This window comes from Thauera sp. SWB20 (assembly GCF_000831325.1).
Classification (GTDB): domain Bacteria; phylum Pseudomonadota; class Gammaproteobacteria; order Burkholderiales; family Rhodocyclaceae; genus Thauera; species Thauera aminoaromatica.
The window spans coordinates 75,301-99,491 of record NZ_JTDM01000021.1 but is presented as its reverse complement, the minus strand read 5'-3'; the positions used below and the strand labels follow the sequence as shown (position 1 = coordinate 99,491).

At 67.1% G+C, this 24,191-nt stretch carries 21 protein-coding genes; 11 read left to right on the top strand and 10 right to left on the bottom strand.

Annotation, left to right across the window (positions count from 1 at the left end; genetic code table 11):
* Positions 1-9: 9 nt before the first annotated feature.
* On the bottom strand, positions 10-2,037 hold the full coding sequence (locus PO78_RS17910; RefSeq protein ID WP_082047882.1) for a hydantoinase/oxoprolinase family protein: 2,028 nt from the start codon (positions 2,035-2,037) through the stop codon (positions 10-12).
* Between the two features lie 844 nt (positions 2,038-2,881).
* On the bottom strand, positions 2,882-3,871 hold the full coding sequence (locus PO78_RS17905; protein ID WP_004303349.1) for a malate dehydrogenase: 990 nt from the start codon (positions 3,869-3,871) through the stop codon (positions 2,882-2,884).
* 243 nt (positions 3,872-4,114) lie between these two features.
* Here PO78_RS17905 and PO78_RS17900 point away from each other — a divergent pair, with 243 nt between their 5' ends.
* The 11 genes from PO78_RS17900 (at position 4,115) to zapE (ending at position 16,811) form a co-directional block, all read left to right on the top strand.
* Positions 4,115-4,843 (top strand): GntR family transcriptional regulator, encoded by a 729-nt coding sequence (locus tag PO78_RS17900; RefSeq protein WP_004303350.1) that lies wholly within the window; start codon positions 4,115-4,117, stop codon positions 4,841-4,843.
* 99 nt (positions 4,844-4,942) lie between these two features.
* Positions 4,943-5,332 carry a succinate dehydrogenase, cytochrome b556 subunit gene (gene sdhC / locus PO78_RS17895; protein ID WP_012585559.1) on the top strand — a complete coding sequence of 130 codons (390 nt, stop codon included), beginning with the start codon at positions 4,943-4,945 and terminating at the stop codon, positions 5,330-5,332.
* Positions 5,326-5,676, top strand: coding sequence for a succinate dehydrogenase, hydrophobic membrane anchor protein (sdhD, locus tag PO78_RS17890; RefSeq protein ID WP_004303354.1), 351 nt, complete (start codon positions 5,326-5,328; stop codon positions 5,674-5,676). The genes sdhC and sdhD overlap by 7 nt, the downstream gene beginning before the upstream one ends.
* A gap of 2 nt (positions 5,677-5,678) precedes the next feature.
* Entirely contained in the window at positions 5,679-7,472 is a 1,794-nt protein-coding gene (gene sdhA / locus PO78_RS17885) for a succinate dehydrogenase flavoprotein subunit (protein WP_012585557.1), read from the top strand.
* A 20-nt stretch (positions 7,473-7,492) separates the two neighbouring features.
* The gene (locus tag PO78_RS17880; RefSeq protein ID WP_004303359.1) at positions 7,493-8,203 is read left to right on the top strand and encodes a succinate dehydrogenase iron-sulfur subunit; all 711 of its coding nucleotides are present in this window, start codon (positions 7,493-7,495) and stop codon (positions 8,201-8,203) included.
* Positions 8,204-8,218: 15 nt separating this feature from the next.
* Complete coding sequence (locus tag PO78_RS17875) at positions 8,219-8,455, top strand: FAD assembly factor SdhE (RefSeq protein WP_004303361.1); 237 nt, start codon at positions 8,219-8,221, stop codon at positions 8,453-8,455.
* A 64-nt stretch (positions 8,456-8,519) separates the two neighbouring features.
* Complete coding sequence (gene gltA, locus PO78_RS17870) at positions 8,520-9,815, top strand: citrate synthase (protein ID WP_004303363.1); 1,296 nt, start codon at positions 8,520-8,522, stop codon at positions 9,813-9,815.
* Between the two features lie 154 nt (positions 9,816-9,969).
* A complete protein-coding gene (locus PO78_RS17865; protein ID WP_004303366.1) occupies positions 9,970-12,819 on the top strand; it encodes a 2-oxoglutarate dehydrogenase E1 component in 2,850 nt (949 codons plus the stop codon).
* Positions 12,820-12,842: 23 nt separating this feature from the next.
* Entirely contained in the window at positions 12,843-14,033 is a 1,191-nt protein-coding gene (gene odhB / locus PO78_RS17860) for a 2-oxoglutarate dehydrogenase complex dihydrolipoyllysine-residue succinyltransferase (RefSeq protein WP_012585554.1), read from the top strand.
* 134 nt (positions 14,034-14,167) lie between these two features.
* Positions 14,168-15,592 (top strand): dihydrolipoyl dehydrogenase, encoded by a 1,425-nt coding sequence (gene lpdA / locus PO78_RS17855; RefSeq protein ID WP_012585553.1) that lies wholly within the window; start codon positions 14,168-14,170, stop codon positions 15,590-15,592.
* 103 nt (positions 15,593-15,695) lie between these two features.
* On the top strand, positions 15,696-16,811 hold the full coding sequence (gene zapE, locus PO78_RS17850) for a cell division protein ZapE (protein ID WP_004324185.1): 1,116 nt from the start codon (positions 15,696-15,698) through the stop codon (positions 16,809-16,811).
* A 125-nt stretch (positions 16,812-16,936) separates the two neighbouring features.
* On the opposite strand, the gene PO78_RS17845 is transcribed toward zapE, so the two are convergent.
* The 8 genes from PO78_RS17845 to PO78_RS21980 all read right to left on the bottom strand — a co-directional run bounded on the left by PO78_RS17845 (position 16,937) and on the right by PO78_RS21980 (position 24,178).
* Positions 16,937-18,982, bottom strand: coding sequence for a PhoX family protein (locus PO78_RS17845; protein WP_043745729.1), 2,046 nt, complete (start codon positions 18,980-18,982; stop codon positions 16,937-16,939).
* A gap of 132 nt (positions 18,983-19,114) precedes the next feature.
* Entirely contained in the window at positions 19,115-19,861 is a 747-nt protein-coding gene (gene gspN, locus PO78_RS17840; protein ID WP_012585551.1) for a type II secretion system protein N, read from the bottom strand.
* On the bottom strand, positions 19,858-20,391 hold the full coding sequence (gspM, locus tag PO78_RS21985) for a type II secretion system protein GspM (RefSeq protein ID WP_049766913.1): 534 nt from the start codon (positions 20,389-20,391) through the stop codon (positions 19,858-19,860). Before gspM ends, gspN begins: the two co-directional genes overlap by 4 nt.
* Positions 20,392-20,397: 6 nt before the next feature.
* Positions 20,398-21,570: a type II secretion system protein GspL gene (gene gspL / locus PO78_RS17830; protein ID WP_043745727.1), complete on the bottom strand. Its 1,173-nt coding sequence runs from the start codon at positions 21,568-21,570 to the stop codon at positions 20,398-20,400.
* Positions 21,567-22,559 (bottom strand): type II secretion system minor pseudopilin GspK, encoded by a 993-nt coding sequence (gene gspK / locus PO78_RS17825; protein ID WP_043745725.1) that lies wholly within the window; start codon positions 22,557-22,559, stop codon positions 21,567-21,569. The genes gspL and gspK overlap by 4 nt, the downstream gene beginning before the upstream one ends.
* On the bottom strand, positions 22,522-23,193 hold the full coding sequence (locus PO78_RS17820; RefSeq protein ID WP_043745723.1) for a type II secretion system protein GspJ: 672 nt from the start codon (positions 23,191-23,193) through the stop codon (positions 22,522-22,524). The genes gspK and PO78_RS17820 overlap by 38 nt, the downstream gene beginning before the upstream one ends.
* 8 nt (positions 23,194-23,201) lie before the next feature.
* Positions 23,202-23,612: a type II secretion system minor pseudopilin GspI gene (gspI, locus tag PO78_RS17815; protein ID WP_052484453.1), complete on the bottom strand. Its 411-nt coding sequence runs from the start codon at positions 23,610-23,612 to the stop codon at positions 23,202-23,204.
* The gene (locus PO78_RS21980; protein WP_052484452.1) at positions 23,609-24,178 is read right to left on the bottom strand and encodes a prepilin-type N-terminal cleavage/methylation domain-containing protein; all 570 of its coding nucleotides are present in this window, start codon (positions 24,176-24,178) and stop codon (positions 23,609-23,611) included. Before PO78_RS21980 ends, gspI begins: the two co-directional genes overlap by 4 nt.
* Positions 24,179-24,191 lie beyond the last annotated feature (13 nt).

Sequence of the window (24,191 nt, the reverse complement as noted above, 5' to 3'; positions counted from 1 at the left end):
GTCTCCTTTTCAGTATTCGATGTCGATGACCAGGGCGCCCATCGCGTTCACGTGCGCGCGCGTCTTGGGCGGCAGGACGGTGCAGGCGTGCTCGTATTCGACGATGGCCGGGCCGTCGATGCGGTGCTGGGTGCCCAGCGCCTCGCCGCTGTAGACCTGGCACCGGGTCCAGGCGCCCTCGAAATACACGTCGCGCTCGCCCTTGAGGATGTCGCCGCCAGCGACGTGGGAGATTTCGACGGGTGGCGGATCCTCCATATGGCCAATGGCCGCGACGCCGAAGGAAACGAATGCCGGTGCGAAGTCTTCCGAGCTGACGCCGAACTCCTTCAGGTGGCAGGCGTGGAACTCCTGTTCGATGCCGGGCAGGCTGTCTGCTGTCAGCACGCCATTGGGGATGGGGGTGTCCACCTCGTAGGACTGCCCCACGTAGCGCATCTGAGCGGTACGGATCAATTCGATCTCGTTTTCGTTGTCGAAGCCCTGGGCTTTCAGCGCGGCTTTGGCCTTGGCCTCAAGCTCGGACAGGATGCCGTTGATTCTGTCCAGATCGGCGCTCTTCACCGGGGTGTAATAGAAGTGCTCCAGATCCTGGCGCAGGTCCATCACCGTCGCACCGAACGCGGAGGCCACGCCCGCATGTGGTGGCACGATGACCTTGGGGATGTTCATCGACCTGGCGACGAAGCAGGCATGCAGGGCCCCTGCACCGCCGAAGCTCGCGAAAACGAAGTCCCGGGGGTCGCGGCCGCGTGAAACGAGGATCTTCTTCACGGCCTGGGCCATGTACTCGCAGCCGATGCGAATCATGCCTTCGGCGGTCGCCAACGTGGAAAGGCCGATTTTCTGGGCCAGAGCCGCCACTGCCTTTTCAGCAGCCTCGACGTCCAGCGTCATCTTGCCGCTGAGCGTCGGGTCCAGGCGTCCGAGCAGCAGGTTGGCATCGGTGATAGTCGGCTGAGTGCCGCCGCGGCCATAGCACGCAGGCCCGGGTTCGGAACCCGCGCTGTGAGGGCCCACGCGAAGCGAGCCGCCCTGATCCACCCAACCGATCGAACCACCGCCGGCACCCACGCTGTGAATGTCGAGCATCGGTACAACGATGGGCACTTCCCATTCCAGTTCATGGTCACGGGTGATCAGGCCCCGGCCGTTCTCGACGATGGACACGTCGAAGCTGGTACCGCCCACGTCGGTATGCAGGATGCGCTCGAACCCGCTTTGCTGGGTCAGGTAGCCCGCGTAGGCCACGCCGCCCGCAGGGCCGGACTCCAGCATGTCTTCCGGATGCAAGCGCGCCACGTTGGCCGACATCACGCCGCCACTGCTCTTGAGGATCAGCAGCTTTCCGGCGAACTTGTGCAAGGTGAGCCGCGCTTCGAGGTCGTCCATGTACTTGACCATCACGGGCATGCAAGCCGCACGCACCGCCGTCGTCATAAAGCGGCCATGCTCACGAAATACCGGGCGCGTTTCGGCAGAGAGAACCACGTGAATATCGGGACAATGCTCCAGAAGAATGTCGCGCATCTGTTCTTCATGTCTGGCGCTGACATAGGAGTTGATGAATCCGATACCTACCGATTGGATGCCGGCTGCCTTGATCCGCTTTGCGACCTCATGGGCCGCAGCAATATCCAGAGGCCGCTCGGTATCGCCTTGCACATTGGTACGCTCTGGCACTGTGTAGCGGAAACGGCGCTTGATAATCGGCTTGGGCTTGGTTTGGTAAGGGTCGTACAGGTGTTTGCGGTGCTGCCTGCCGATTTCCAGGGTGTCACGGAAACCCTCGGTGGTGATGAATGCCGCATCGGGATAATTGCGCTCGATCAATGCGTTGGTCGCGGTGGTCGTGCCGTGCATCAGATATGAAATATCCGCAATGTCGATTCCCGCTTTTTCAATCGCCTGGAGAACCGCAATTGAGCGATCCTGCCTGGTCGTCAACACTTTGGCTGTGACTTGTTTCCCGGTCGATTCTTCCCAGGCAAACAAATCGGTGAAAGTGCCTCCAACATCCACGCCAACTCGCCACATATATGTCTCCTTTCAATTTAAGTAATATGTGTGGGGTATTGATTCTCTGGCCGAAAATTGCGCTCGTCCATGAAGCTAAGCTAGAAATTTAGCTCTTTCGTTCCTACTATCGTGCTATGACGCGGCTCGCCGCAACTGTCAGGGTCGCCAACTTGGCGATCCGAAGTAGCCTAACCAACAGCAGGGCTCCGCTGCCGCCCAACTGACTACCACACACCACCGCTGCGTACATTGCCGCGAGCTGCTGCTTCGCCGTTGTTCAAGCACCGGCGTCCACGGCATCCGATCGCGTTTTACCCCGATGGGCTTGGCGTTCGTCTTTCGGACCGCTCGCATGAGGCGGTGACGCTCATGCACGCGCGCCACGTGCCGGGCCAACCGGCCCGATGGGTGGTCGGCCCGGCGATCACTTGTGCGCTCGCCCGCCAGCAGTCCCCCCCGCGCCTAGCCATGGAAAGCTGTTTGTGCCGTACCAACTTTCGCCTGATCTCCTTCATCCTCACGCCAGAGTGAGCGCCGCACGAAGGATGAATCCGAGTTCTGGCTTGCCCGTATGGCGTAAAGTCGGCGGTAGGGTGCCGCCTGAGCATCCCCGCGGCTCGGCGGAGCACCCGGCCCTCTCGGCTTAGAGCTTGGCAGACCCGTCTGATCCACCTCGGCCGATGGGGGTCATGATCGCGATGTTGAACCAGCCCAGGAACATCCCCAGAACCCCGGCGAAGACCGCAGGGAGCATAGTGATCAGGGGCACGAGCGGCTGAGCGTGATCCGGCATTGAAAAAGGCCACGGATTCTACCCCGTGGCCTGTCGCGAGGGCGGCACGCGGCCGCCCGCAATCGCGTCTTACTTGAGCATGTCGGCCACGGCCGCGCGCTCGTCCTCGAGTTCCTTCAGGGTGATGGCGATCTTCCCCTTGGAGTACTCGTCGATCTCCAGACCCTGGATGATCTTGAACTGGCCGCCCTTGCACTCGCAGGGGAAGCCGAACACGACGCCCTCGGGGATGCCGTAGGAGCCGTCGGACGGGACGCCCATGGTGACCCAGTCGTTCGAGCCGAGTACCCAGTCGTGCACGTGGTCGATGGCGGCGTTGGCGGCCGAAGCAGCCGACGACAGGCCGCGGGCCTCGATGATGGCGGCGCCGCGCTTGCCGACGGTGGGCAGGAACACGTCGTTGTTCCAGGCGTGGTCGTTGATCAGCGCCTTGACGCTGTCGCCGTTCGACTCGCAGAAGCGGTAGTCGGCGTACATCGACGGCGAGTGGTTGCCCCACACGACCATCTTCTTGAGCGAGGACACTTCACGGCCGGACTTGGCGGCGAGCTGCGACAGCGCGCGGTTGTGGTCCAGGCGCAGCATGCCGTGGTAGTTGTTCGGGTTGGTGCGACCGACCTTGATGGCAGCGGCGCGTGCAATGTAGGCGTTGGTGTTGCAGGGGTTGCCCACGACCAGCACACGCACGTCTTCCTTGGCGTTCTCGGCGATGGCCTTGCCCTGGACGGTGAAGATGGCGCCGTTGGCGGTCAGCAGGTCGGCACGCTCCATGCCGGGGCCGCGCGGACGGGCGCCGACCAGCAGGCACACGTCGGCGTCCTTGAATGCGACGTTGGGATCGTCGGTGGCGATCATGCCGGCGAGCAGCGGGAAGGCGCAGTCTTCCAGCTCCATCATCACGCCCTTGACGGCCTTCTGGGCCTGGGGCAGGTCGAGCAGCTGCAGGATGACGGGCTGGTCCTTGCCCAGCATTTCGCCGCTGGCGATGCGGAACAGCAGGCTGTAGCCGATCTGGCCGGCGGCGCCGGTGACAGCGACGCGCATGGGGGCTTTGCTCATGTGATTACTCCCTCGAGTGAGACGGTCGTATTAAGGTGCTGGAAACCTGCCCGGCACCGTCGCGGCACCCGCAGGCGGGATCGTCGCGGGAGCTGGCGCGGCGCCCCCCCGCGTGCGCGAGGACCAAGCTGGGCGCCGGCATACTAGACCGGGCTTGAATGCCTGTCAAATGCCATCTTATATCTTATATAAGACACAAGACCAAAGATAGACGTTTGCGAAAATTTATGCTCCAATGCGCGCATGTCGCAGGAGTCGCCTACCTTCAGTCCGCTCTATCGCCAGATCAAGGCCCTGATCCTTCAGGCACTTGAGGCTGGGGAATGGCGTCCCGGCCAGGCCATTCCGAGCGAGCAGGAACTCGCCGCGCGCTTCAACGTGTCGCAGGGCACCGTGCGCAAGGCTATCGACGAGATGGCAGCCGACAACCTGCTCGTGCGCAAGCAGGGGAAGGGCACCTTCGTGGCCTCTCACAACGATCCGCGCGCGCTCTTCCGTTTCCTCCGCCTCGTGCCGGTGGATGGTGACCTCTCGCCTCCGCAGAGCATACCGCTGGATTGCTGGCGTGCGAAGGCCGGGCAGGAGGCTTCGCGCATGCTCGCGATCGAGCCCGGCGCCCCGATCATCATCGTCCGCCGCTTGTTGAAGTTTGCCGCCCGACCCGTCGTCATCGACGAGATCTATCTGCCCGGCGAGGTGTTCCAGGGACTCAGCGCCGAGACCCTGCAGGGCTGGAACGGTTCGCTCTACAGTCTCTTCGAGACCCGCTTCGGCGTGCGCATGATCCGCGCCCAGGAGCGCATCCGCGCGGTCGCCGCCGACCGTGGCGCCGCCGAGGCGCTCGGCGTCCAGGAAGGCACGCCGCTGCTGTCGGTCGAGCGTGTCACGTACACCTATGGCGATCGGCCCGTGGAGTGGCGTCGCGGGCTGTATTCGACGGCGGAACATTTTTATCTGAATGAGCTGAATTGAGGGGCGCGCATGGGCTGCAGGCCGGGACCGGCGCTATAATTTTCCGTCTTTTTTCGGAGTCCGCGACGGGGGTCGTCGCACATGCAGAGGGGAGTCTTCATGTCAGAAGTAACAGCGCGCAAACCAAGGCCGAAGTACCTGGCCCTCAACGAGATCCGGCTGCCGTTGCCGGGCATCGTCTCGATCCTTCACCGCATCAGCGGCGTCGGCATCTTCCTGATGTTGCCTTTCCTGTTGTACCTGCTCGATCGCAGCCTCGGCTCTCCGGAGACCTTCGAGACCTTCGCCGCGGTGGTCGACAACTGGTTCATCAAGCTCGTCCTGTTCGGTCTGCTGTGGGCCTACCTGCATCACTTCTGTGCCGGCATCCGCTTCCTGCTGCTCGACCTGCACAAGGGTCTGGAGCTCGAGGAAGCACGCAAGTCCTCCAAAATCGTTCTGATCGTGAGCCTTACGCTCACCTTGATCATCGGGGTGGTCCTATGGTGAAACAGCGTACCGTCGTCGGCGCGCACTACGGTCTGAAGGACTGGATCGCGCAACGCGCCACCGCCGTCTACATGGCGGCCTACACCATCATCTTCGCGCTCTGTGCGTTCAGCCTGCGCGAGCTCAACTATCAGGAATGGTCCGGCCTGTTCTCGCACGGCTTGTTCAAGTTCCTCAGCTTCCTGTTCTTCCTGTCGGTCTTCTATCACGCCTGGATCGGCATCCGCGATCTCTGGATGGACTACATCAAGCCGAACGGTGTGCGCCTCGCGCTGCACCTGGTCACCATTTTCGTGCTCGTCGGCTATGCCGGCTGGGCAGCCCAGATCCTGTGGAGGCTTTAAGCGTGAACGTCGCGAAGCGTACCTTTGATGCGGTCATCGTGGGCGCCGGCGGTGCCGGCCTGCGCGCGGCCCTGCAACTCTCCGAAGCCGGCCTCAAGACCGCCGTGCTGACCAAGGTGTTCCCGACCCGCTCGCACACCGTTGCGGCGCAGGGCGGCGTCGCCGCCTCGCTGGGCAACTCGACCGAGGACAACTGGCACTGGCACATGTACGACACCGTCAAGGGGTCGGACTGGCTGGGCGACCAGGATGCCATCGAGTTCATGTGCAAGAAGGCCAACGAGGTCGTCATCGAGCTCGAGCACTACGGCATGCCCTTCGACCGCACCGACAACGGCAAGATCTACCAGCGTCCGTTCGGCGGCCACTCGATGAACTACGGCCAGGCGCCGGTGATGCGCTCCTGCGCGGCGGCCGACCGTACCGGCCACGCCATGCTGCACGCGCTCTACCAGCGCAACGTGCGCGCCAACACCCAGTTCTTCGTCGAATGGATGGCGCTCGACCTGATCCGCGACGCCGATGGCGACGTGCTCGGCGTCACCGCGATGGAAATGGAGACTGGTGAGGTCTCGATCTTCCACGCCAAGGCCACCATCTTCGCTACCGGCGGTGCCGGCCGCATCTACTATTCCTCGACCAACGCCTTCATCAACACCGGCGACGGCGTGGGCATGGCGGCGCGTGCCGGCATCCCGCTCGAGGACATGGAGTTCTGGCAGTTCCACCCCACCGGCGTTGCCGGCGCGGGCGTGCTCATCACCGAAGGCGTGCGCGGCGAGGGCGGCATCCTGCGCAACGCCCAGGGCGAGCGCTTCATGGAGCGCTACGCGCCCAACCTCAAGGATCTCGCCTCGCGCGACGTGGTTTCGCGCGCGATGACCACCGAGATCAACGAAGGTCGTGGCTGCGGTCCCGATAAGGATCACGTGCTGCTCGACATCACGCACCTTGCGCCCGACACCATCATGAAGCGCCTGCCCGGCATCCGCGAGATCGCGATCCAGTTCGCCGGCGTCGACCCGATCAAGGCGCCGATCCCGGTCGTGCCGACTTGCCACTACCAGATGGGCGGTATCCCGACCAACTACAAGGGCCAGGTCGTGGTGCCGAAGGACGGCAACCCGAACAGCCCGGTCGCCGGCTTCTACGCCGCGGGCGAGTGCGCCTGCGCCTCGGTGCACGGCGCCAACCGCCTCGGCACCAACTCGCTGCTCGACCTGCTGGTGTTCGGCAAGTCGGCGGGCGAGACCGTGGTCGAGGACTTCCAGTCCGGCCAGCTCAAGCTCAAACCGTTGCCGGCCGACGCTGCCGACGTCTCGCTCGCCCGCCTGGCCCGCCTCGACGGCCAGACCAACGGCGAGAGCGTGTTCGACGTCGGCCTGGAGATGCGTCGCACGATGCAGAAGCACGCCGGCGTGTTCCGCTTCGACAACCTGCTCAAGGAAGGCGTGCAGAAGATCGGCGAGGTCGCCGAGCGTGCCAAGCGCACCCAGATCGCGGACAAGTCCAAGGTCTGGAACGTCGCCCGCATGGAAGCGCTCGAGCTCGACAACCTGATCGAGGTCGCGCGCGCCACCATGGTCTCGGCCGAGGCCCGCAAGGAATCGCGTGGCGCCCACGTGCGCGACGACGCGCCGGATACGGCGGAGAACCCCAACGGCCGCGACGACGCCAACTGGCTCAAGCACACCCTCTGGTATTCGGAAGGCAATCGCCTCGATTACAAGCCGGTGAACCTGAAGCCGCTGTCCGACGACGTCGAGCCGATCGCGCTCGCCAAGCGTACCTATTGAGCGTCCGGGAGAAAAAATTCATGAGCAAGCGTACCGTTCATTTCAAGATTTACCGCTACGATCCGGACAAGGACGAGAAGCCCTACATGCAGGACATCTCGGTCGAGCTCGAGCCGTCCGACAAGAAGCTGCTCGACGCGCTGGTCCGCCTGCGCGCCAAGGATGACTCGATGTCCTTCCGTCGTTCCTGCCGCGAGGGCGTGTGCGGTTCCGACGCGATGAACATCAACGGCAAGAACGGCCTGGCCTGCCTGACCGACGTTGACAGCCTGCAGCAGCCGATCACGCTGCGTCCGCTGCCTGGCCTGCCGGTCATCCGCGACCTGATCGTGGATATGACCCAGTTCTTCAAGCAGTACCACTCGATCAAGCCCTACCTGGTGAACAACGATCCTCCTCCCGAGCGCGAGCGTCTGCAGTCGCCGGAGGATCGCGAGGAGCTCAACGGGCTCTACGAGTGCATCCTGTGCGCGTGCTGCTCCACGTCCTGCCCGTCGTTCTGGTGGAACCCCGACAAGTTCGTCGGCCCCGCCGGCCTGCTTGCGGCCTACCGCTTCCTCGCCGACACCCGCGACCAGGACACCGGTGCGCGCCTCGACAACCTCGAGGACCCGTATCGCCTGTTCCGCTGCCACTCCATCATGAACTGCGTCGATGTCTGTCCGAAGGGTCTCAACCCGACCCGCGCGATCGGCAAGATCAAGGACATGATGGTCCGCCGTGCGATCTAAGGGCGGGCTCAGTCGATGACCATCAACAGGGGGCGCGTGCGCTGGCAGTGCCGGAGGGCGCTGCTCGAGCTCGACCTGGTGTTCACGCGCTTTCTAGAGCGGCATTTCGATCGTCTCACCGACGATCAGCTGGCGGATCTGGACGACCTGCTGCGCTGCGACGACTATGACATCTGGGCGTGGGTCAATGGCAGCAAGGCATGCGAGAACGACCGCTGGAAGGAGATGATCGGACTGTTGCGTCAGGGCTGACGCGGCAGTATCGGTCCTACAAGAGACCAAAGGCAGTTAAACCGGCAAGTAGAAGGGACGATCTATGAGCACTGAACGCACTGCAACCCTTACCGTCGATGGCAAGACCGTCGAATTCCCGGTCATGACCGGCACCCACGGCCAGGACGTCATCGACATCCGTACCCTGGGCGGCAAGACCGGCCTCTTCACCTACGACTCCGGCTTCCTGTCGACTGCGAGTTGCAAGTCGAAGATCACCTTCATCGACGGTGACAAGGGTGAGCTGCTGTACCGCGGCTACCCGATCGAACAACTCGCCGAGAAGTGCAACTTCCTGGAGGTCGCCTACCTCCTGAAGAACGGTGACCTCCCGAACGCTTCGCAGAAGACCACGTTCGAGAACACCATCAAGAACCACACGATGCTGCACGACCAGATGACGAAGTTCTACTCTGGCTTCCGTCGCGATGCGCATCCGATGGCGGTCATGGTCGGTGTGGTCGGCGCGCTTTCCGCCTTCTACCACGACGCGATGGACTTCTCCGACGCCGAGCACCGCAGCGTGTCGATCAACCGTCTGATCGCCAAGCTGCCGACGATCGTCGCGATGGCCTACAAGTACAACAAGGGCGAGCCCTTCATGTACCCGCGCAACGACCTCGACTACACCGCGAACTTCATGCACATGATGTTCGGCACCCCGTGCGAGAAGTACGAGCCGAACCCGGTGCTGGTGCGTGCGCTCGACGTGATCTTCACGCTGCACGCGGACCACGAGCAGAACGCCTCGACCTCGACCGTCCGCCTCGCCGGCTCCTCGGGTGCGAACCCCTTCGCCTGCATCTCGGCGGGCATCGCCTGCCTGTGGGGCCCGGCGCACGGCGGCGCGAACGAAGCCTGCCTGAACATGCTGGAAGAGATCGGGGATGTGTCTCGCGTGGGCGAGTACATCGCGCGTGCCAAGGACAAGAACGACAGCTTCAAGCTGATGGGCTTCGGTCACCGTGTCTACAAGAACTTCGACCCGCGCGCGAAGCTGATGCAGAAGGTCTGCAACGAAGTGCTGACCGAACTCGGCCTCGAGAACGACCGACTCTTCAAGCTGGCGATGGAGCTCGAGAGGATCGCGCTGGAAGACCCGTACTTCGTGGAGAAGAAGCTCTACCCGAACGTCGACTTCTACTCGGGCATCGTGCAGAAGGCGCTCGGCATCCCGACCTCGATGTTTACCTGCATCTTCGCGCTCGCCCGCACCGTGGGCTGGATCACGCAGTGGGAAGAGATGATCACCGATCCGGAGTACAAGATCGGCCGTCCGCGCCAGCTCTACGTCGGCACCGCGCGTCGTGACGTGCCGGCGCTCGCGCAGCGTCCGTAAGAGACGATGAAGAGGGGTTGCAGGATCCGCCGCGACTGACGGTGACGGGGTGGTTGCGCGTGCGCGGCCATCCCGTTTTTCCATCGGCATCGACGCGTCGGCTGCACTCCCGCACCCGAAAACAGGGCAACAGAACACCACAGGTGCTTATCCCATGATGAAGCAACTCGAACAGACTTCGCACTTGTTCGGCTCGAACGCGCCGTTCATCGAAGAGCAGTACGAAAACTACCTCGCCGATCCGGCCTCGGTGTCCGCCGAGTGGCGCGAATATTTCGACAAGCTGCAGGCTCAGGTCGGCGCTGCCGCGCGCGACGTGCCGCATGGTCCGGTCATTGCCGCCTTCGAGCAGATGGCCAAGCGCGGCCCGGTGCGCACCATCGTCACCGCCGGCGAGGACAAGCAGCAGGTCTCCGTGCTGCAACTGATCAACGCCTACCGCTTCCTCGGCAACCGCTGGGCCAACCTCGATCCGCTCAAGCGCACCGAGCGCCCGCAGATCGCCGAGCTCGAGCCGTCCTATTACGGCTTCACCGAAGCCGATCTCTCCAAGAGCTTCAACGTCGGCTCCTTCCACGGCTTCAGCACCGAGCGCGCCACCCTGCGCGAGATCCTCGAGGCGCTGCGCCAGACCTACTGCGGCTCGATCGGCGCCGAGTACATGTACATGACCGACATCGGTCAGAAGCGCTGGATCCAAAGCCGCCTCGAGAGCCTGCGCGGTACGCCGAAGTTCTCGGCGGAGATGAAGAAGCGCATCCTCGAGCGCACCACCGCGGCCGAGACCCTGGAGCGCTATCTGCACACCCGCTACGTCGGCCAGAAGCGCTTCTCGCTCGAAGGCGGCGAGTCGGCCATCGTCGCGATGGACGAACTGATCCGCGTCGCCGGCAGCCTGGGTGTGCAGGAAAGCGTGATCGGCATGGCCCACCGCGGCCGCCTCAACGTGCTCGTCAACACCCTGGGCAAGTCGCCCTCGATGCTGTTCTCGGAGTTCGAGGGCAAGGCCGCGGCCGACCTCACCGCCGGCGACGTGAAGTACCACATGGGCTTCTCGAGCGACGTGATGACCCCGGGCGGCCCGATGCACCTGACGCTCGCGTTCAACCCCTCGCACCTCGAGATCATCAACCCGGTGGTCGAGGGCTCGGTGTATGCCCGCCAGGTCCGTCGCGGCGACGCCGACAAGAAGCAGGTGCTGCCGGTGCTGATCCACGGCGACGCCGCCGTGGCCGGCCAGGGCGTTAACCAGGAAATGCTCAACTTCTCGCAGACTCGCGGCTACGGCACGGGCGGCACGGTGCACCTGGTCGTCAACAACCAGATCGGCTTCACCACGTCCGACCCGCGCGACTACCGTTCCTCGCTTTACTGCACCGACATCTTCAAGATGGTCGAGGCGCCGATCTTCCACGTCAATGGCGACGATCCCGAGGCCGTGGCCCTGGTCACCGCGCTGGCGGTCGAATTCCGCCAGGAGTTCAAGAAGGACGTCGTGGTCGACATCATCTGCTTCCGCAAGCTCGGCCACAACGAGCAGGACGAGCCGATGGTGACGCAGCCGCTGATGTACCGCACCATCCAGAAGCACCCCGGCACCCGCAAGCTCTACGCCGAGCGCCTGGTCGCCGAGGGCACCCTGAAGGCCGAGGAGCCCGACCAGATGATCGCCGAGTACCGCGAGCATCTCGACAAGGGCCAGCTGCTCTACAACCCGGTGCTCTCCGGCCACAACCGCCAGTTCGCCGCGGACTGGACGCCCTACATCAAGCAGCCCTACACCGACGAGTGCGACACCACGGTGCCGGTGCAGGAGATCAAGCGCCTGTCCGAGCGCCTGAGTACCATCCCGGCGAACTTCACGCTGCACTCGCGCGTCAAGAAGATCATCGACGACCGCGCCGCGATGGGGCGTGGCGAAGCGCCCTTCGACTGGGGCATGGGCGAGAACCTGGCCTACGCCAGCCTGCTGGCGCAGGGCTACGGCGTGCGCCTCTCCGGCGAGGACGTCGGCCGCGGCACCTTCTTCCATCGCCACGCCGTGCTGCACGACCAGAAGCGCGAGCGCTGGGACGAAGGCATCTACAAGCCGCTCGACCACATCCAGGACGGCCAGGCCCGCTTCCAGAGCTACGACTCGGTGTTGTCGGAGGAGGGCGTGCTCGCCTTCGAATACGGCTACGCCACCACCGAGCCCAACGAGCTCGTCATCTGGGAAGCCCAGTTCGGCGACTTCGTCAACGGCGCCCAGGTCGTGCTCGACCAGTTCATCAGCTCGGGCGAGGCCAAGTGGGGTCGCCTGTGCGGTCTCACGCTGATGCTGCCGCACGGCTACGAGGGCCAGGGCCCCGAGCACTCGTCCGCCCGTCTCGAGCGCTACATGAACAACGCTGCCGAGCACAACTGGCAGATCTGCGTGCCGACCACCCCGGCGCAGATCTTCCACCTGCTGCGCCGCCAGGCGATCCGCAAGGTGCGCAAGCCGCTGATCATCATCACGCCGAAGTCGCTGCTGCGTCACAAGGAGGCGATTTCCTCGATCGAGGAACTGGCCAACGGCAGCTTCCAGACGGTGATCCCCGAGGTCGAGAAGCTCGACGCCAAGAAGGTCAAGCGCGTGGTTCTGTGCCAGGGCAAGATCTATTACGAGCTCCTCGCCCATCGCCGCGAGAACAAGATCACCGACACCGCGCTGGTCCGCATCGAGCAGCTCTATCCGTTCCCGACCGAGGCCTTCGCCAAGGCGATCGAGCAGTTCCCGAACGCCAAGGAGATCGTCTGGGCCCAGGAAGAGCCGCGCAACCAGGGCGCGTGGTACTGGCTCGCCTCGCGCCAGCACCTGGTCAACGTGCTCGGCACCAAGCGCCGTCTGCTGCTGGTGAGCCGCCCGGCCGCCGCCTCGCCCGCGGTCGGCTACTACGCCAAGCACAACGCGCAACAAAAGGCGGTCCTCGAAAACGCCTTCGGTCCGATCCAGGACACCACGCCGCAGTCCCCGCACTGAAAAATACCTAGGGAGAGAAATCCATGCTGATCGAAGTCAAAGTACCGCAGCTGTCCGAGTCGGTTTCCGAAGCCACGCTGGTCACCTGGCACAAGAAGGAAGGCGACGCGGTCGCGCGCGACGAGAACCTGATCGACATCGAGACCGACAAGGTCGTGCTCGAGACCCCGGCCCCGGCCGACGGTGTTCTGGTGAAGATCATCAAGCAGGGTGGCGACACCGTGACCTCGGGTGAGCTGATCGCCCAGATCGACACCGAAGCCAAGGCCGCCGCCGCCGCCGCGGCTCCGGCCGCAGCCCCGGCTGCGGCCGCACCCGCCGCCGCTGCGGCGGCGTCCGGTGCCGCCGGCGCCGCCAGCCCGGCCGCGCGCAAGATCCTCGACGAGAAGGGCATCGCCGCCGGCGACGTCGCCGGCTCCGGCCGTGGCGGTCGCGTGACCAAGGAAGATGCCGTCGCCGCCCAGCCCAAGGCCGCCGCAGCCGCGGCGTCGGCCGCGGTGCAGCTCACCGGCGACCGTCCTGAAGAGCGCGTGCCGATGACCCGCCTGCGTGCCCGCATCGCCGAGCGCCTGATCCAGTCGAAGAACGAGAACGCCATCCTGACCACGTTCAACGAGGTCAACATGGCGCCCGTCATGGCCCTGCGCAAGCAGTACGGCGACAAGTTCGAGAAGGCGCACGGTGTCCGTCTCGGTTTCATGGGCTTCTTCGTCAAGGCGGCCGTGGCCGCGCTGAAGAAGTTCCCGATCCTGAACGCCTCGGTCGATGGCAACGACATCGTCTACCACGGCTACATCGACATCGGCATCGCGGTCGGCTCGCCGCGCGGCCTGGTGGTGCCGATCCTGCGCAACGCCGAGACCATGTCGATTGCCGAGATCGAACTGAAGATCGCCGAGTTCGGCCAGAAGGCCAAGGACGGCAAGCTCTCGCTCGACGACCTCTCCGGCGGCACCTTCTCGATCTCCAACGGCGGCGTGTTCGGCTCGATGATGTCGACCCCGATCATCAACCCGCCGCAGTCGGCCATCCTCGGCATCCACGCCACCAAGGATCGTGCCGTGGTCGAGAACGGCCAGGTCGTGGTTCGTCCGATCAACTATCTGGCCATGTCCTACGACCACCGCATCATCGACGGTCGCGAGGCGGTGCTCGGCCTGGTGACGATGAAGGAAGCGCTGGAAGATCCGGCTCGCCTGATCCTGGATGTGTGAGCGGACGTAAGGTGCGAGGCGCGAGGCGCAAGGAGCGGTGAGCGCTCCATGCCTCGCGGTTCGCCTTGCCTGGGCGCCCGCAGGGCGCCTGTTCGCACCCGACTCCTGACTCTCAACTCCTCACGGGTAACCCAATGTCCAAAGAATTCGACGTCCTCGTCATCGGCGGCGGCCCCGGCGGCTACGTCGCCGCGATCCGTGCCGCGCAGCTCGGCTTCAAGACCGCCTGCTGCGAATCCAATCCCTACGCCGACCCGAAGGGCGAGCCGCGCCTCGGCGGCACCTGCCTGAACGTCGGCTGCATTCCCTCCAAGGCGCTGCTGCACACCTCGCACCTGTTCGAGGAAGCCGGCCACGCCTTCGAAGGCCAGGGCATCAGCGTCGGCACGCCCAAGATCGACGTGCCCAAGATGATCGCCCGCAAGTCGGGCATCGTCGACCAGCTCACCGGCGGCATCAAGGGCCTGTTCAAGAAGAACAAGGTCACCCTGCTCAACGGCCACGGCGCCTTCGTCGGCAAGGCCGACGCCGGCTGGCAGGTCCAGGTCGGCGAAGAGCTCGTCACCGCCAAGCAGGTCATCGTCGCCACCGGCTCGGCCCCGCGCCACCTGCCGGGCGTGCCGGTCGACAACAAGATCGTCTGCGACAACGTCGGCGCGCTCGACCTCGACGCGGTGCCGAAGAAGCTTGCCGTCATCGGCGCCGGCGTCATCGGCCTCGAGATGGGCTCGGTGTGGCGTCGCCTCGGTGCCGAGGTCACGGTGCTCGAAGCCATGCCCGAGTTCCTCTCGCTCGCCGACCAGGACGTGGCCAAGGAAGCGCTGAAGGTCTTCACCAAGCAGGGCCTCAAGTTCAACCTCGGCGTCACCATCGGTGAGGTCAAGGTGGGCAAGAAGGGCGTCAGCATCGCCTACAGGGACAAGGACGGCGCCGAGCAGAAGCTCGAAGCCGACCGCCTGATCGTCTCCGTCGGCCGCGTGCCCAACACCCAGGGCCTCAACGCCGAAGCCGTCGGGCTCAAGCTCAACGAGCGCGGCCAGATCGAGGTGGACGACCACTGCAAGACCAACCTGCCCGGCGTGTGGGCGGTGGGCGACGTGGTGCGCGGCCCGATGCTCGCGCACAAGGCGATGGAAGAGGCGGTCATGGTCGCCGAGCTGATGGCGGGCCAGGCCGGCCACTGCAACTTCGACACCGTGCCCTGGGTGCTGTACACCAGCCCCGAGATCGCCTGGGTCGGCAAGACCGAGCAGCAGTTGAAGGCCGCCGGCGTGGCCTACAAGGTCGGCAAGATCCCCTTCCTGGCCAACGGCCGCGCGCTCGGCATGGGCGACTCCACCGGCTTCGTCAAGATGCTGGCCGACGCCACTACCGACCGCATCCTCGGCGTGCACATCATCGGCGCCAACGCGTCGGAGCTGATCTCCGAAGCCGTGGTGGCGATGGAGTTCGCCGGCTGCTCGGAAGACCTGGCGCGCATCTGCCACGCCCACCCGACCCTGTCGGAAGTGGTGCACGAGGCCGCGCTCGCCTGCGACAAGCGTCCGCTGCACTTCTGAGCGGGGCGTGAGCTGTGAGGGGTGAGGTGCGGGGGCTTCCCTGCGCCCACCCCTTTTTGCGTTAACCTGCAGTCCTCCGATCAACGCTCCTGACCGATTTCCTATGCCTCACCGCATCCTGAACGTTCCCCAGCACGGGATGATCGACGCCTACGAAGCCCTGCTGAAGACGCGCGGCTACCAGTCCGATCCCGCCCAGCGCGCCGCAGCACAGCGCCTGCAGGGCCTGTACACCGAGCTCGTCGGCTTCAAGGCGGCGCGCCAGGGCAGCCGCATCAAGCAGTTCCTGAACAAGCCCAAGATGCCGCGCAGCGTCTACTTCTGGGGTGGCGTGGGGCGCGGCAAGAGCTTCCTGATGGACTGCTTCTACGACTCGGTGCCGTATCGCCGCAAGCGCCGGGTGCACTTCCACGCCTTCATGCAGGAGGTGCAGAACGACCTGCGCAAGTTCAACAACGCACCCGATCCGCTGCAGAAGGTCGCCGACCGCATCTCCGAGCACACCCGGCTGCTGTGCTTCGACGAGTTCCATGTCTCCGACATCGCCGACGCGATGATCCTGGGGCGGCTCCTCGACGCGCTCTTCGACCGCGGCGTGATCTTCGTGATGACCTCGAACTATCCACCCGACGGCCTCTATCCCAACGGCCTGATGCGCATCAACTTCCTGCCCACGATCGAGAAGATCAAGCAGCGCTTCGACGTCATCGAGGTGGATCACGGCACCGACTATCGCCTGCGCACGCTCGAGAAGATGGAGATCTACCTCGTGCCGCACGACGACGCGGCCAAGCGCAAGATGGCCGAGGACTTCCGCCGCCTCGCCGCGAGCGAGGGCCGCGGCGGCAGCGTCGAGATCCTCGGGCGCAACATCGACGTGGTGCGCCAGGCCCCGGGGGTGATCTGGTTCGACTTCGCCAGCCTGTGCGGCGGCCCGCGCTCGCAGAACGACTACCTCGAGATCGCGCGCGAGCACCACACGGTGATCCTGTCGAACGTGCCCAAGATGCTGGTCGGCAACGCCTCCGAGGCACGCCGCTTCACCTGGCTGATCGACGTGCTCTACGACCACCGCGTCAAGCTCATCATGAGCGCGGCCGTCGAGGCGCACGACCTCTACACCGAGGGCCACAACGCCCACGAGTTCGTGCGCACGGTGAGCCGCCTGATCGAGATGCGCACCCGCGACTACCTCGCCGAGCCGCACCGCACCGAATAGTAGGGGCGCGGCGCCCGTCCGCCGCGATGGGCGTCGCTTGGGCGCGCGTCCGGCCCTTGGACAACCAGGGCGGCGCGGGCGTGTCCCCCGAGCGCTCGCGCCGCCCTGTTCGTCCCGCCGTGGGATCAGGAGCCGACCACGCCCCCGTCATCCTTCGTGATCACGACGGTCGCCGAGCGTGGGCGACCGCCGCCGGCCTCGGGCCACTGACTGAACGCGAGCGGGTTCTGCGCAAGATACTCGTCCATCGACAGGCTCCCGCGCATGCTCGCGTCCGGTGCGCGCGGATGCGAACCGGCCTCGCCGGGATGTTGCACGTTGATGAACATGGTCCGGTAGTCGGGGGAGAATGCAAGGCCGGTGATCTCGCAGCCCGAAGGTCCGACCAGGAAGCGGCGGATCTCCTTGCTCTCGGGGTCGGCAACCAGCATCTGGTTGTTGCCCTGGCCCGCGTAGTCGCCGCTATTCGAGAAGTTTCCGTCGGTCTGGATCCACAGCCGGCCCGCGCCGTCGAAGCCGATGCCGTCGGGGCTGTTGAAGGTGTTGTCGGCGGATACGTTCGCGGAACCGGAGCGCAGGTCCTGGCGGTCGGGGTAAGCCACCGGGTTGCCTGCGAGCACGAAGAGATCCCACTCGAAAGTCATCGCGGCGGCGTCGTCGCCGGCCTCGCGCCAGCGCACGATCTGTCCGTAGCGGTTCTGTGCGCGCGGGTTCGCCTCGTCCGTCGTGGTCCTGCCGGAGTTGTTGGTCAGGGCACAATAGACCTCGCCGGTTTGCGGATGCGTGGTGATCCACTCCGGGCGATCCATCTTCGTCGCACCGACGGCGTCGGCGGCGAGGCGGGCGTGGATCAGGACTTCGGCCTGGGTGGCGAAGCGGGCGTCTGCCGCCAGCGTGGGGTTGGCCGCCTTGTCGAGCAGCAGCCATTCCCCCACACCCATGAAGTCGCCGCTGGCCGCGCCGGCGTCGAATTTGGCCACATACAGCTTGCCAGCGTCGAGCAGGTTGCCGTTTGCAAGCCCACGGCTTGCGTCGAAAACGCCATCGGACACGAACTTGTAGATGTAATCGTTGGCCTGGTCGTCGCCCATGTAGACGACCACGCGCTTGTCTGCGGCGAGCCTCATCTCGGCGTTTTCATGCTTGAAGCGGCCGAGCGCGGTGCGCTTCTTCGGCGTGGAGCCGGGCTCGAAGGGATTGATCTCGACGACCCAGCCGAAGCGGTTGGCCTCGTTGGGTTCCTTGGCGTAGTCGAAGCGGTCCTCATGCTCGTGCCAGCGGTAGCCGGAACCGCCGGCGCTGATGCCGTAGCGGACGAAGGCCGCGCTGCGCGTCGGTGCCGGGCTCGCTGCGGTGGCGAAATAGCCGTTGAAGTTCTCTTCGCAGGTCAGGTAGGTGTTCCACAGCGTCTTGCCGTTGGCGCAGTTGTTCAGCGTTCCCAAGACGTTGAGGCCACTGGGGTCCGCCGTGGTGCGCAGGAGGGCGTCGCCGGCGGCGGGGCCGGTCAGCGTCATCGGCGTCTTGCCGGTGATCCGGCGGTTGTACGGCGAGCCGATGTGGACTTCCCAGCGCCCCGCGCCGTTCTTCTTGACGTGGAGGACCGAGACCCCATGCGCGTTGAGCGCCTTGGAGACCTTGTCCGCCGTCCACGGCGTCATGAATTCGGCGCCGAACAGATACTCGTAGTTGCAGTACTCGTGGTTCATCACCAGGAGGCCTTCGTTCGATCCGTCGATCGGGAAGTAGCTCATCCCGTCGTGGTTGTCGCCGACCTGGCGAGCCTGCTCTTCACCGGTGTTGGTGCCGTCCGCTCGCCATGCGGGGGAGTCGCTGAACAGCGGCGATCCCCAGGGAGTGAAGATCTGCGCCGAATAGCCCGCGGGGACGACGATCGCATCGCCGCTCGATGTGGCGACGGCGGCGAAGCCGAGGAGCGGCCCCGCGGCAGGTGCAGGCGCAGGGGGCGTCCCGGCGGTCGGGGTGCCGGCCACGGGCGTGTCGTCGTCCGAGGTACAGGCAGCGAGCGAGCCCGACAGGAAGGTGACGGCCGAGAGGCCCAGGCCGCTCTTCAGGAAGCCGCGGCGGCTGACCGCACGCTCCACGACGGACTGGAAGTGCTCGTTGGCCGAGAGGTTGGTCGGAAGGTCGTCGAGCGTATCGGGCTTCTTCATTGCTTCATCACTCCGGATGCAGGGTCGGAAAAGCCACGAGTTTTCCTGCGCCGGATTACGCGGGCGTGAAGGGTTTCTTACGCTTCGACGAGGGCGATCCCGCGCACGCGGCGGAGTGCGGCGGGGGGTGATTCAGAAACGGATCCGCATGCGCTCGCCGTCGCGTGTCGGGCGCAGCTCCGCGAGCATGCCTTCCAGGCGGCCAAGCAGCCGGGGATCGCCGCCGACATCGAGATCGACGCGCGGGCGCTGCCCGCCCGAGAGTTCCACCTTGCCATTCACGGCGAGCGCGCGCCCGCGCAGGGCGCTGATCTCCAGCGTCGTCACCGGCGCTGCGATCGCGGCGACGATGCGATGGTCGCCGAGCGCCTGGCCGGGCAGGATGTCCACGCCGCCGGCGCGCCACTCCGCCTGCAGCGTGCCCGCGCAGCGTCCGCCCCAGCCGCAGGCGAGCGCGGGAACGTTCAGCTCGAGGACGCCGCGCCAACCGGCGCGCGCGATCGCATGGGGAACTGCGGCGAACGCGGTGGCGGGCGGCAGCTGCACCGCGAGGCGCTGCAGGGCGACGCCGCCAGGATCGATCTCCAGCGTGGCGGGGGCGCCGCCGTCGATGGTCAGCTGCCAGCGTAGCCGCGCACCCGCCAGCGCGGAGGGCTCGAACGCCCAGCGCAGGCGGGTGATCGGGCTCAGCGATGCGCTGCTGTCCGCGCTTGCGAGACGTCCCTGGCCGTTCCACAGCGTGCCCTCGGCCAGCACCAGGCGGAAGCGCCCTGCGCTGGCATGATCGAGCGCTGCGTCGAGCAGCCGCGCGGGCGCGCTTGCGACGAGCAGTGCCACCACGCTCGCGGCGAAGATGGCTGCGCCGGTGGCGAACTTCACTGTCCGCCCACCTCGAACATGGCGTCGAAGCGCGCCAGCCCGTCGGTACCGGCGGCTTGCAACTCCAGTCGCGTCGGACGCAGGCGCTGCTCGGCGTGCAGGGTGGCGAGCCAGTCCACGAGCGCAGGCAGGGTGGTACGGCCGCCGACTTCCACCCGGTCGCCGGCGATCCGCGCCGCGGCCTCGATGCCGCGTGCGCTGGCGGCGGCGCGGATCGAGTCGGGCAGGGCCGCGAGCGGGGGCGCGGTCGGCGTGGGGCGCTCGCGCAGTGCGGCCAGGCCCAGGCTGTCCTGTTCCATGCCGAGGTAGGCCAGGCGCGCCGCCGGCAAGCTGCGTGCGAGCCGTTCACGTTCGGCGGCGAGCTGCTCGGCCGTGGAGATCAGGGCGCCGCTGAGCACGACTGCGACGGCGAGCACGAGCATCCGGCGCTCGCGCGGGGCGCATGCGGCATACCAGGCGCGCAGGCGCGCAATCGGCGAGAGGGCCGGCGATCGGCCGGAAGCGAGGGCGGGGGTCGAAGAGGCGGTCATCGGCGTTCAGGGGCGGGCGGCGAGGAGCAGGCGGCTGCCCTCCGCGCGCGCCGCGAGGCCACGCGCGTCGAGGCGGACGAGGAGGTCGGCGGGCGGCGCACTGGCCAACTCCAGCGTGAGCCGGCCATCCTCGTAGCGCAGTGCTTGCGGTTGCGGCGCGCCGGCTTCGAGCGCGGCGTCGAGCAAGGCCAAGAGGTCGCCGGCGGCGAGCTGCCCATGCACCTGCAGTGCGCGTTCGTGCGCGCGGCGCAGTTGCATGCGCGGTTCGAGCAGGGGCTGGCCGGGCAGGGCCTCGGCGGCCAGGCGCTCGCCGCGTTCGCGCAGCGCGCGCTCCTCGCCGCCATCGATCGCGACCAGTGCCGCCTGCACCAGCAACCACGCGCCTGCCGCGCCCGCGGCGAGCAGCGCCGGCCGGCGCAGCTGCCGCCAGCCGTCGCCGCCATGCGCCGGCGCGAACTCGCCGTGCAGCAGGTTGGCGGCGTCGTTCGCCAGTCGCCACCAATCCAGCGTCGGACCCTCGCGCAGCTCCACCCCGATGCGCGCCGCAAGCGCAGGGGTCTCGGGGATGGGGGTGCCGGTGGTCGAGCGCACTTCCAGCCGGGTGGGGCGCGCCTCGGCGGGCGTCGCGTCGAGCTGCAGCGCGAGCCATTCTGCGAGCGTGTCCGTGCTGTCGGCGTCGAGCGCCATGCCCGCCTGCAGGCCGGTTCGCAGCACCGCGGTCGCGCCGGGCAGCAGCGCCAGCGTCCACTCGCCGGAGGCGGGCGGGGCGAGCTGCAGCGCGCTGCGTACCGCGTCGAGCGGTCGCCCGAGGGCCTTGCAGGTCGCGACCAGGGTGGCGAGCTCGCTGCGCGCGACAACGAGCACGCCGACGCGCGCGTTTGCCGGGTCGCGGCCGCTGACGGTGAGATGCTGCAGGTCGGGGTCGCGCGCGAGATGGCTCTCGAGCGCGTAGCGGATCAGTTGCGGCTGCTCGCGCTTCGGTGCCGGCGGCAGCTCGAGCTCGAGCCGGATCACGAGGCTGCCGGCGAGGACGAGCTCGTGGCGATCGGCTGCGGGCCAGTGGCGCGGATCGCTGCGCCCGTGGTCGAGCGGCCGGCGTGCGGCGTCGAGCAGCACCCAGTCGGCGACCGGGTCCTGTGGCCAGCGCTCGCCGGCGAGCAGCATCAGGGTGGTGGTCATGGCGTGTGGTACCAGAGGATGGCGGGCCAGTTCGACTCGCGGTCGAGCATGGCCTGCAGGTTCAGTAAGGCGTCGCCGTAGGCGGCGCTGATGGTGACGAGGAAGTAGCGGCTGCGTACGTCGAGCACGCGGCCGGCGGGCAGGGCAGCACCTTCGGGCAGGCGTCCTTCGAGGTCGCCGAGGTTGCGGAACCAGGCACGCTCGCGTGCTGCGACCAGGTTGCGCGCGACGTCCAGGCTCAGGCTGTCGAGCACTGCGGCGAGCACTTCCGCGCTTGCGGTGTTGATGTTGATCGGCGCCCCGGGCGGCGCGGCGACGACGTGGGGCTCGAGCGTGGCGAAGGCCGCGGCGGGAACCAGCCCGAGCAGGACGAGCTCGCGTGTCTCGACCAGCGCGCGTCCGCCACCCGCGTTCGCGTTCGTCTCGCCGCCGCTGCGCTCGTCGGGGGCCGTGCCGGGGGCCGCGGCAGGGGCCGTGCCGAGCTCGGCGGTCCCGCCCTGCAGGTGGGCTGCGAGCGCGCGGGCCGTCGCGTTCGCGCTCGCGTCATCCATCCCCACCAGACCGAGCAGGCGGGTGAAGCGGGCGATCGCCGGCGTGTCGGGGCGGCCGTTGGGCGCGAGGTCGTTGAGGTTGAAGCGCCCGGAGAGGTCGTGGATCGCCCCGCCCACGCTGCCGTCGCCGGTATCGCTGCCGATCGCGGTGACGGGGATCGCGGTGGTCCAGATCTCCCCAAAATGATCGGTGGACGTGCGGCGCGCATCGTCGGCGAGGATGTTGCGCGACCAGTCCACCGCGGCGCGCCCGAGCTGCCAGGCCTGGGCCTGGTCGTGGCGGCCGCCGAGCATGGCCAGGCCGTGGCCGAAATCGGCGAGTGCGGCTGCGGCGAGCATGGCGGCGAAGCTGACCGTCAGCAGCGCGAGCACCACCGCGGCGCCGCGCTGCGCGGCCCGCCTAGCGCAGCGCGAAAACGCGGGTGAGCGGGCCGACATCGGCGAGCTCCAGGGTGAGTTCGACCGCCTCGGGCAGCGGCGTGACGAGCGCGACGCGGCCGCGCCGGCGGCTTCGGCTCTCGGCGATGGGCCACTGCGCGTGCGGCTGGCCGGCCGCGATCAGGCGCCAGCGCAGGGCAGCGACGCCATCGAGCAGCGGCAGCCGGACCGCCTCGCCGCGCGCCTCGCGGTCGGGCCAGACGAGGGCTTCGAGGCGACCATCCCGATGGAGGAGTTCGACCCGACCGAAGCCCTGCTCGCCGCCGACCACCGTCCACGCGAGCCGGCTGCGGTGGCCGTCGGGTTCGGCCTCGAGTTCGAGCGCGGGGAGCGCCGCGCCCGTGGCGGCTGCGGTCGCGCCGGTGCCGTCGGCGAGCTCCGGCGGGGCGATCTGCATCAGCTCGCGCTCGATCAGTGCGCTCGCGTGCATCACCGCCTGCCAGCGCGCGAGCTCGGCGCCGATGCGCTCTCGCCCATCCACCAGTTGGCTGGTGGCGCGCCAGGTGAGCACGCCGATCACGCCGAGCAAGGCCATCGCCACCATCAGCTCGATCAGGGTCAGGCCGGCGCCCCGACGGCGCGCGGAGCGGCGACGAGCGGCGAGGGCAGGGGGGGGAGTGCGGTACGGCTGCATCGGCTCGTTCAGCGCAGCGGACGCACGGCGAAGCCGCTCAGGGTGGCGAGGGTGCGCCCGCCGCTCGCGTCGAGCACGCGCACGTCGATACGCCGAAACAGTGCGTTGGGCGTGCCGCTCACTTTCTCCTCCCAGCGCATCCTCATGCGCGCCTGCTCGGCTTCGCCGCTGTACTCGCCGATCTCCGGCCAGGCCGCAGTGGCACGGTGCATTGCCAGGCGGTTCTGCGCGACCCAGCTCGCCAGGGTGTGCTCGCGCAGGGCTGCGGTGGACTGCGCGGTCGCGCCCATCGCGCGCAATGCCGACACCAGTGCGATTGCCACGATCGCGAGCGCGACCAGGGTCTCGAGCAGCGTGAAGCCGCGCGTGCGTCCGGCGTTGCGAGGGCGAGCCCGATTGCGATTCGGCGCCTGAGTCATCGTGCGGCCTCCGCGCCCGGCCGACGCTCCACACGACCGTCGATGCGGCCGGCGATGCGGTAGCGCATGCCCTCTTCGGCCAGTTCCAGCTCGAAGGCCGGCGCGCGCGTGCCGAAGACGATCCTCCGCCCGCCCCCGCCTTCCGCGACCGGGGCGGCGAGCGACTCCCCCGCGGGGGGCGCGACCGCGCCGGGGAGCGACGTTGCGCCCGAATCCGCCAGCAGCGCCTGCCGCCCCGCGCGCTGGCCCACGCGCAGCGCGGCCACGCGCAGGCCGCCGGAAAAGGCACGCGGGGCGAACTCCGGCGGTGCCTCCAGTCGCTTCCAGCCGCCGTCGGGCTGGCGCTCACTGAAGCGATAGCCGTCGGGGAGGAAATCCACCGCGAGCGCGCGGCCGCGCAGCTCGGCGCGATAGGCGGCGCCTTCGAGCGCGCGGCGCAGGCGTTCGACCTCGTGCTCGCCGTCGTCGGCCTGGGCGCGGTCGAGCGCGAGCGCGATGCCACCGCCGGCGATGCCGACGATCACCAGCACGACCAGCAGTTCGACGAGGGTGAAGCCGCGCTGCATGGGCTCGCGTTGC

What these genes read in the sequence shown, in the direction of transcription:
- gspK (WP_043745725.1), bottom strand. Translation starts at nt 22,559, where the DNA reads ATGTCGGCCCGCTCACCCGCGTTTTCGCGCTGCGCTAGGCGGGCCGCG.
- gspM (WP_049766913.1), bottom strand. Translation starts at nt 20,391, where the DNA reads ATGACCGCCTCTTCGACCCCCGCCCTCGCTTCCGGCCGATCGCCGGCC.
- gltA (WP_004303363.1), top strand. Translation starts at nt 8,520, where the DNA reads ATGAGCACTGAACGCACTGCAACCCTTACCGTCGATGGCAAGACCGTC.
- sdhD (WP_004303354.1), top strand. Translation starts at nt 5,326, where the DNA reads ATGGTGAAACAGCGTACCGTCGTCGGCGCGCACTACGGTCTGAAGGAC.
- PO78_RS17875 (WP_004303361.1), top strand. Translation starts at nt 8,219, where the DNA reads ATGACCATCAACAGGGGGCGCGTGCGCTGGCAGTGCCGGAGGGCGCTG.
- lpdA (WP_012585553.1), top strand. Translation starts at nt 14,168, where the DNA reads ATGTCCAAAGAATTCGACGTCCTCGTCATCGGCGGCGGCCCCGGCGGC.
- PO78_RS17865 (WP_004303366.1), top strand. Translation starts at nt 9,970, where the DNA reads ATGATGAAGCAACTCGAACAGACTTCGCACTTGTTCGGCTCGAACGCG.
- PO78_RS17845 (WP_043745729.1), bottom strand. Translation starts at nt 18,982, where the DNA reads ATGAAGAAGCCCGATACGCTCGACGACCTTCCGACCAACCTCTCGGCC.
- PO78_RS17900 (WP_004303350.1), top strand. Translation starts at nt 4,115, where the DNA reads ATGTCGCAGGAGTCGCCTACCTTCAGTCCGCTCTATCGCCAGATCAAG.
- PO78_RS17910 (WP_082047882.1), bottom strand. Translation starts at nt 2,037, where the DNA reads ATGTGGCGAGTTGGCGTGGATGTTGGAGGCACTTTCACCGATTTGTTT.
- PO78_RS21980 (WP_052484452.1), bottom strand. Translation starts at nt 24,178, where the DNA reads ATGCAGCGCGGCTTCACCCTCGTCGAACTGCTGGTCGTGCTGGTGATC.
- odhB (WP_012585554.1), top strand. Translation starts at nt 12,843, where the DNA reads ATGCTGATCGAAGTCAAAGTACCGCAGCTGTCCGAGTCGGTTTCCGAA.
- gspL (WP_043745727.1), bottom strand. Translation starts at nt 21,570, where the DNA reads ATGACCACCACCCTGATGCTGCTCGCCGGCGAGCGCTGGCCACAGGAC.
- zapE (WP_004324185.1), top strand. Translation starts at nt 15,696, where the DNA reads ATGCCTCACCGCATCCTGAACGTTCCCCAGCACGGGATGATCGACGCC.
- PO78_RS17880 (WP_004303359.1), top strand. Translation starts at nt 7,493, where the DNA reads ATGAGCAAGCGTACCGTTCATTTCAAGATTTACCGCTACGATCCGGAC.
- PO78_RS17820 (WP_043745723.1), bottom strand. Translation starts at nt 23,193, where the DNA reads ATGCAGCCGTACCGCACTCCCCCCCCTGCCCTCGCCGCTCGTCGCCGC.
- sdhC (WP_012585559.1), top strand. Translation starts at nt 4,943, where the DNA reads ATGTCAGAAGTAACAGCGCGCAAACCAAGGCCGAAGTACCTGGCCCTC.
- PO78_RS17905 (WP_004303349.1), bottom strand. Translation starts at nt 3,871, where the DNA reads ATGAGCAAAGCCCCCATGCGCGTCGCTGTCACCGGCGCCGCCGGCCAG.
- gspI (WP_052484453.1), bottom strand. Translation starts at nt 23,612, where the DNA reads ATGACTCAGGCGCCGAATCGCAATCGGGCTCGCCCTCGCAACGCCGGA.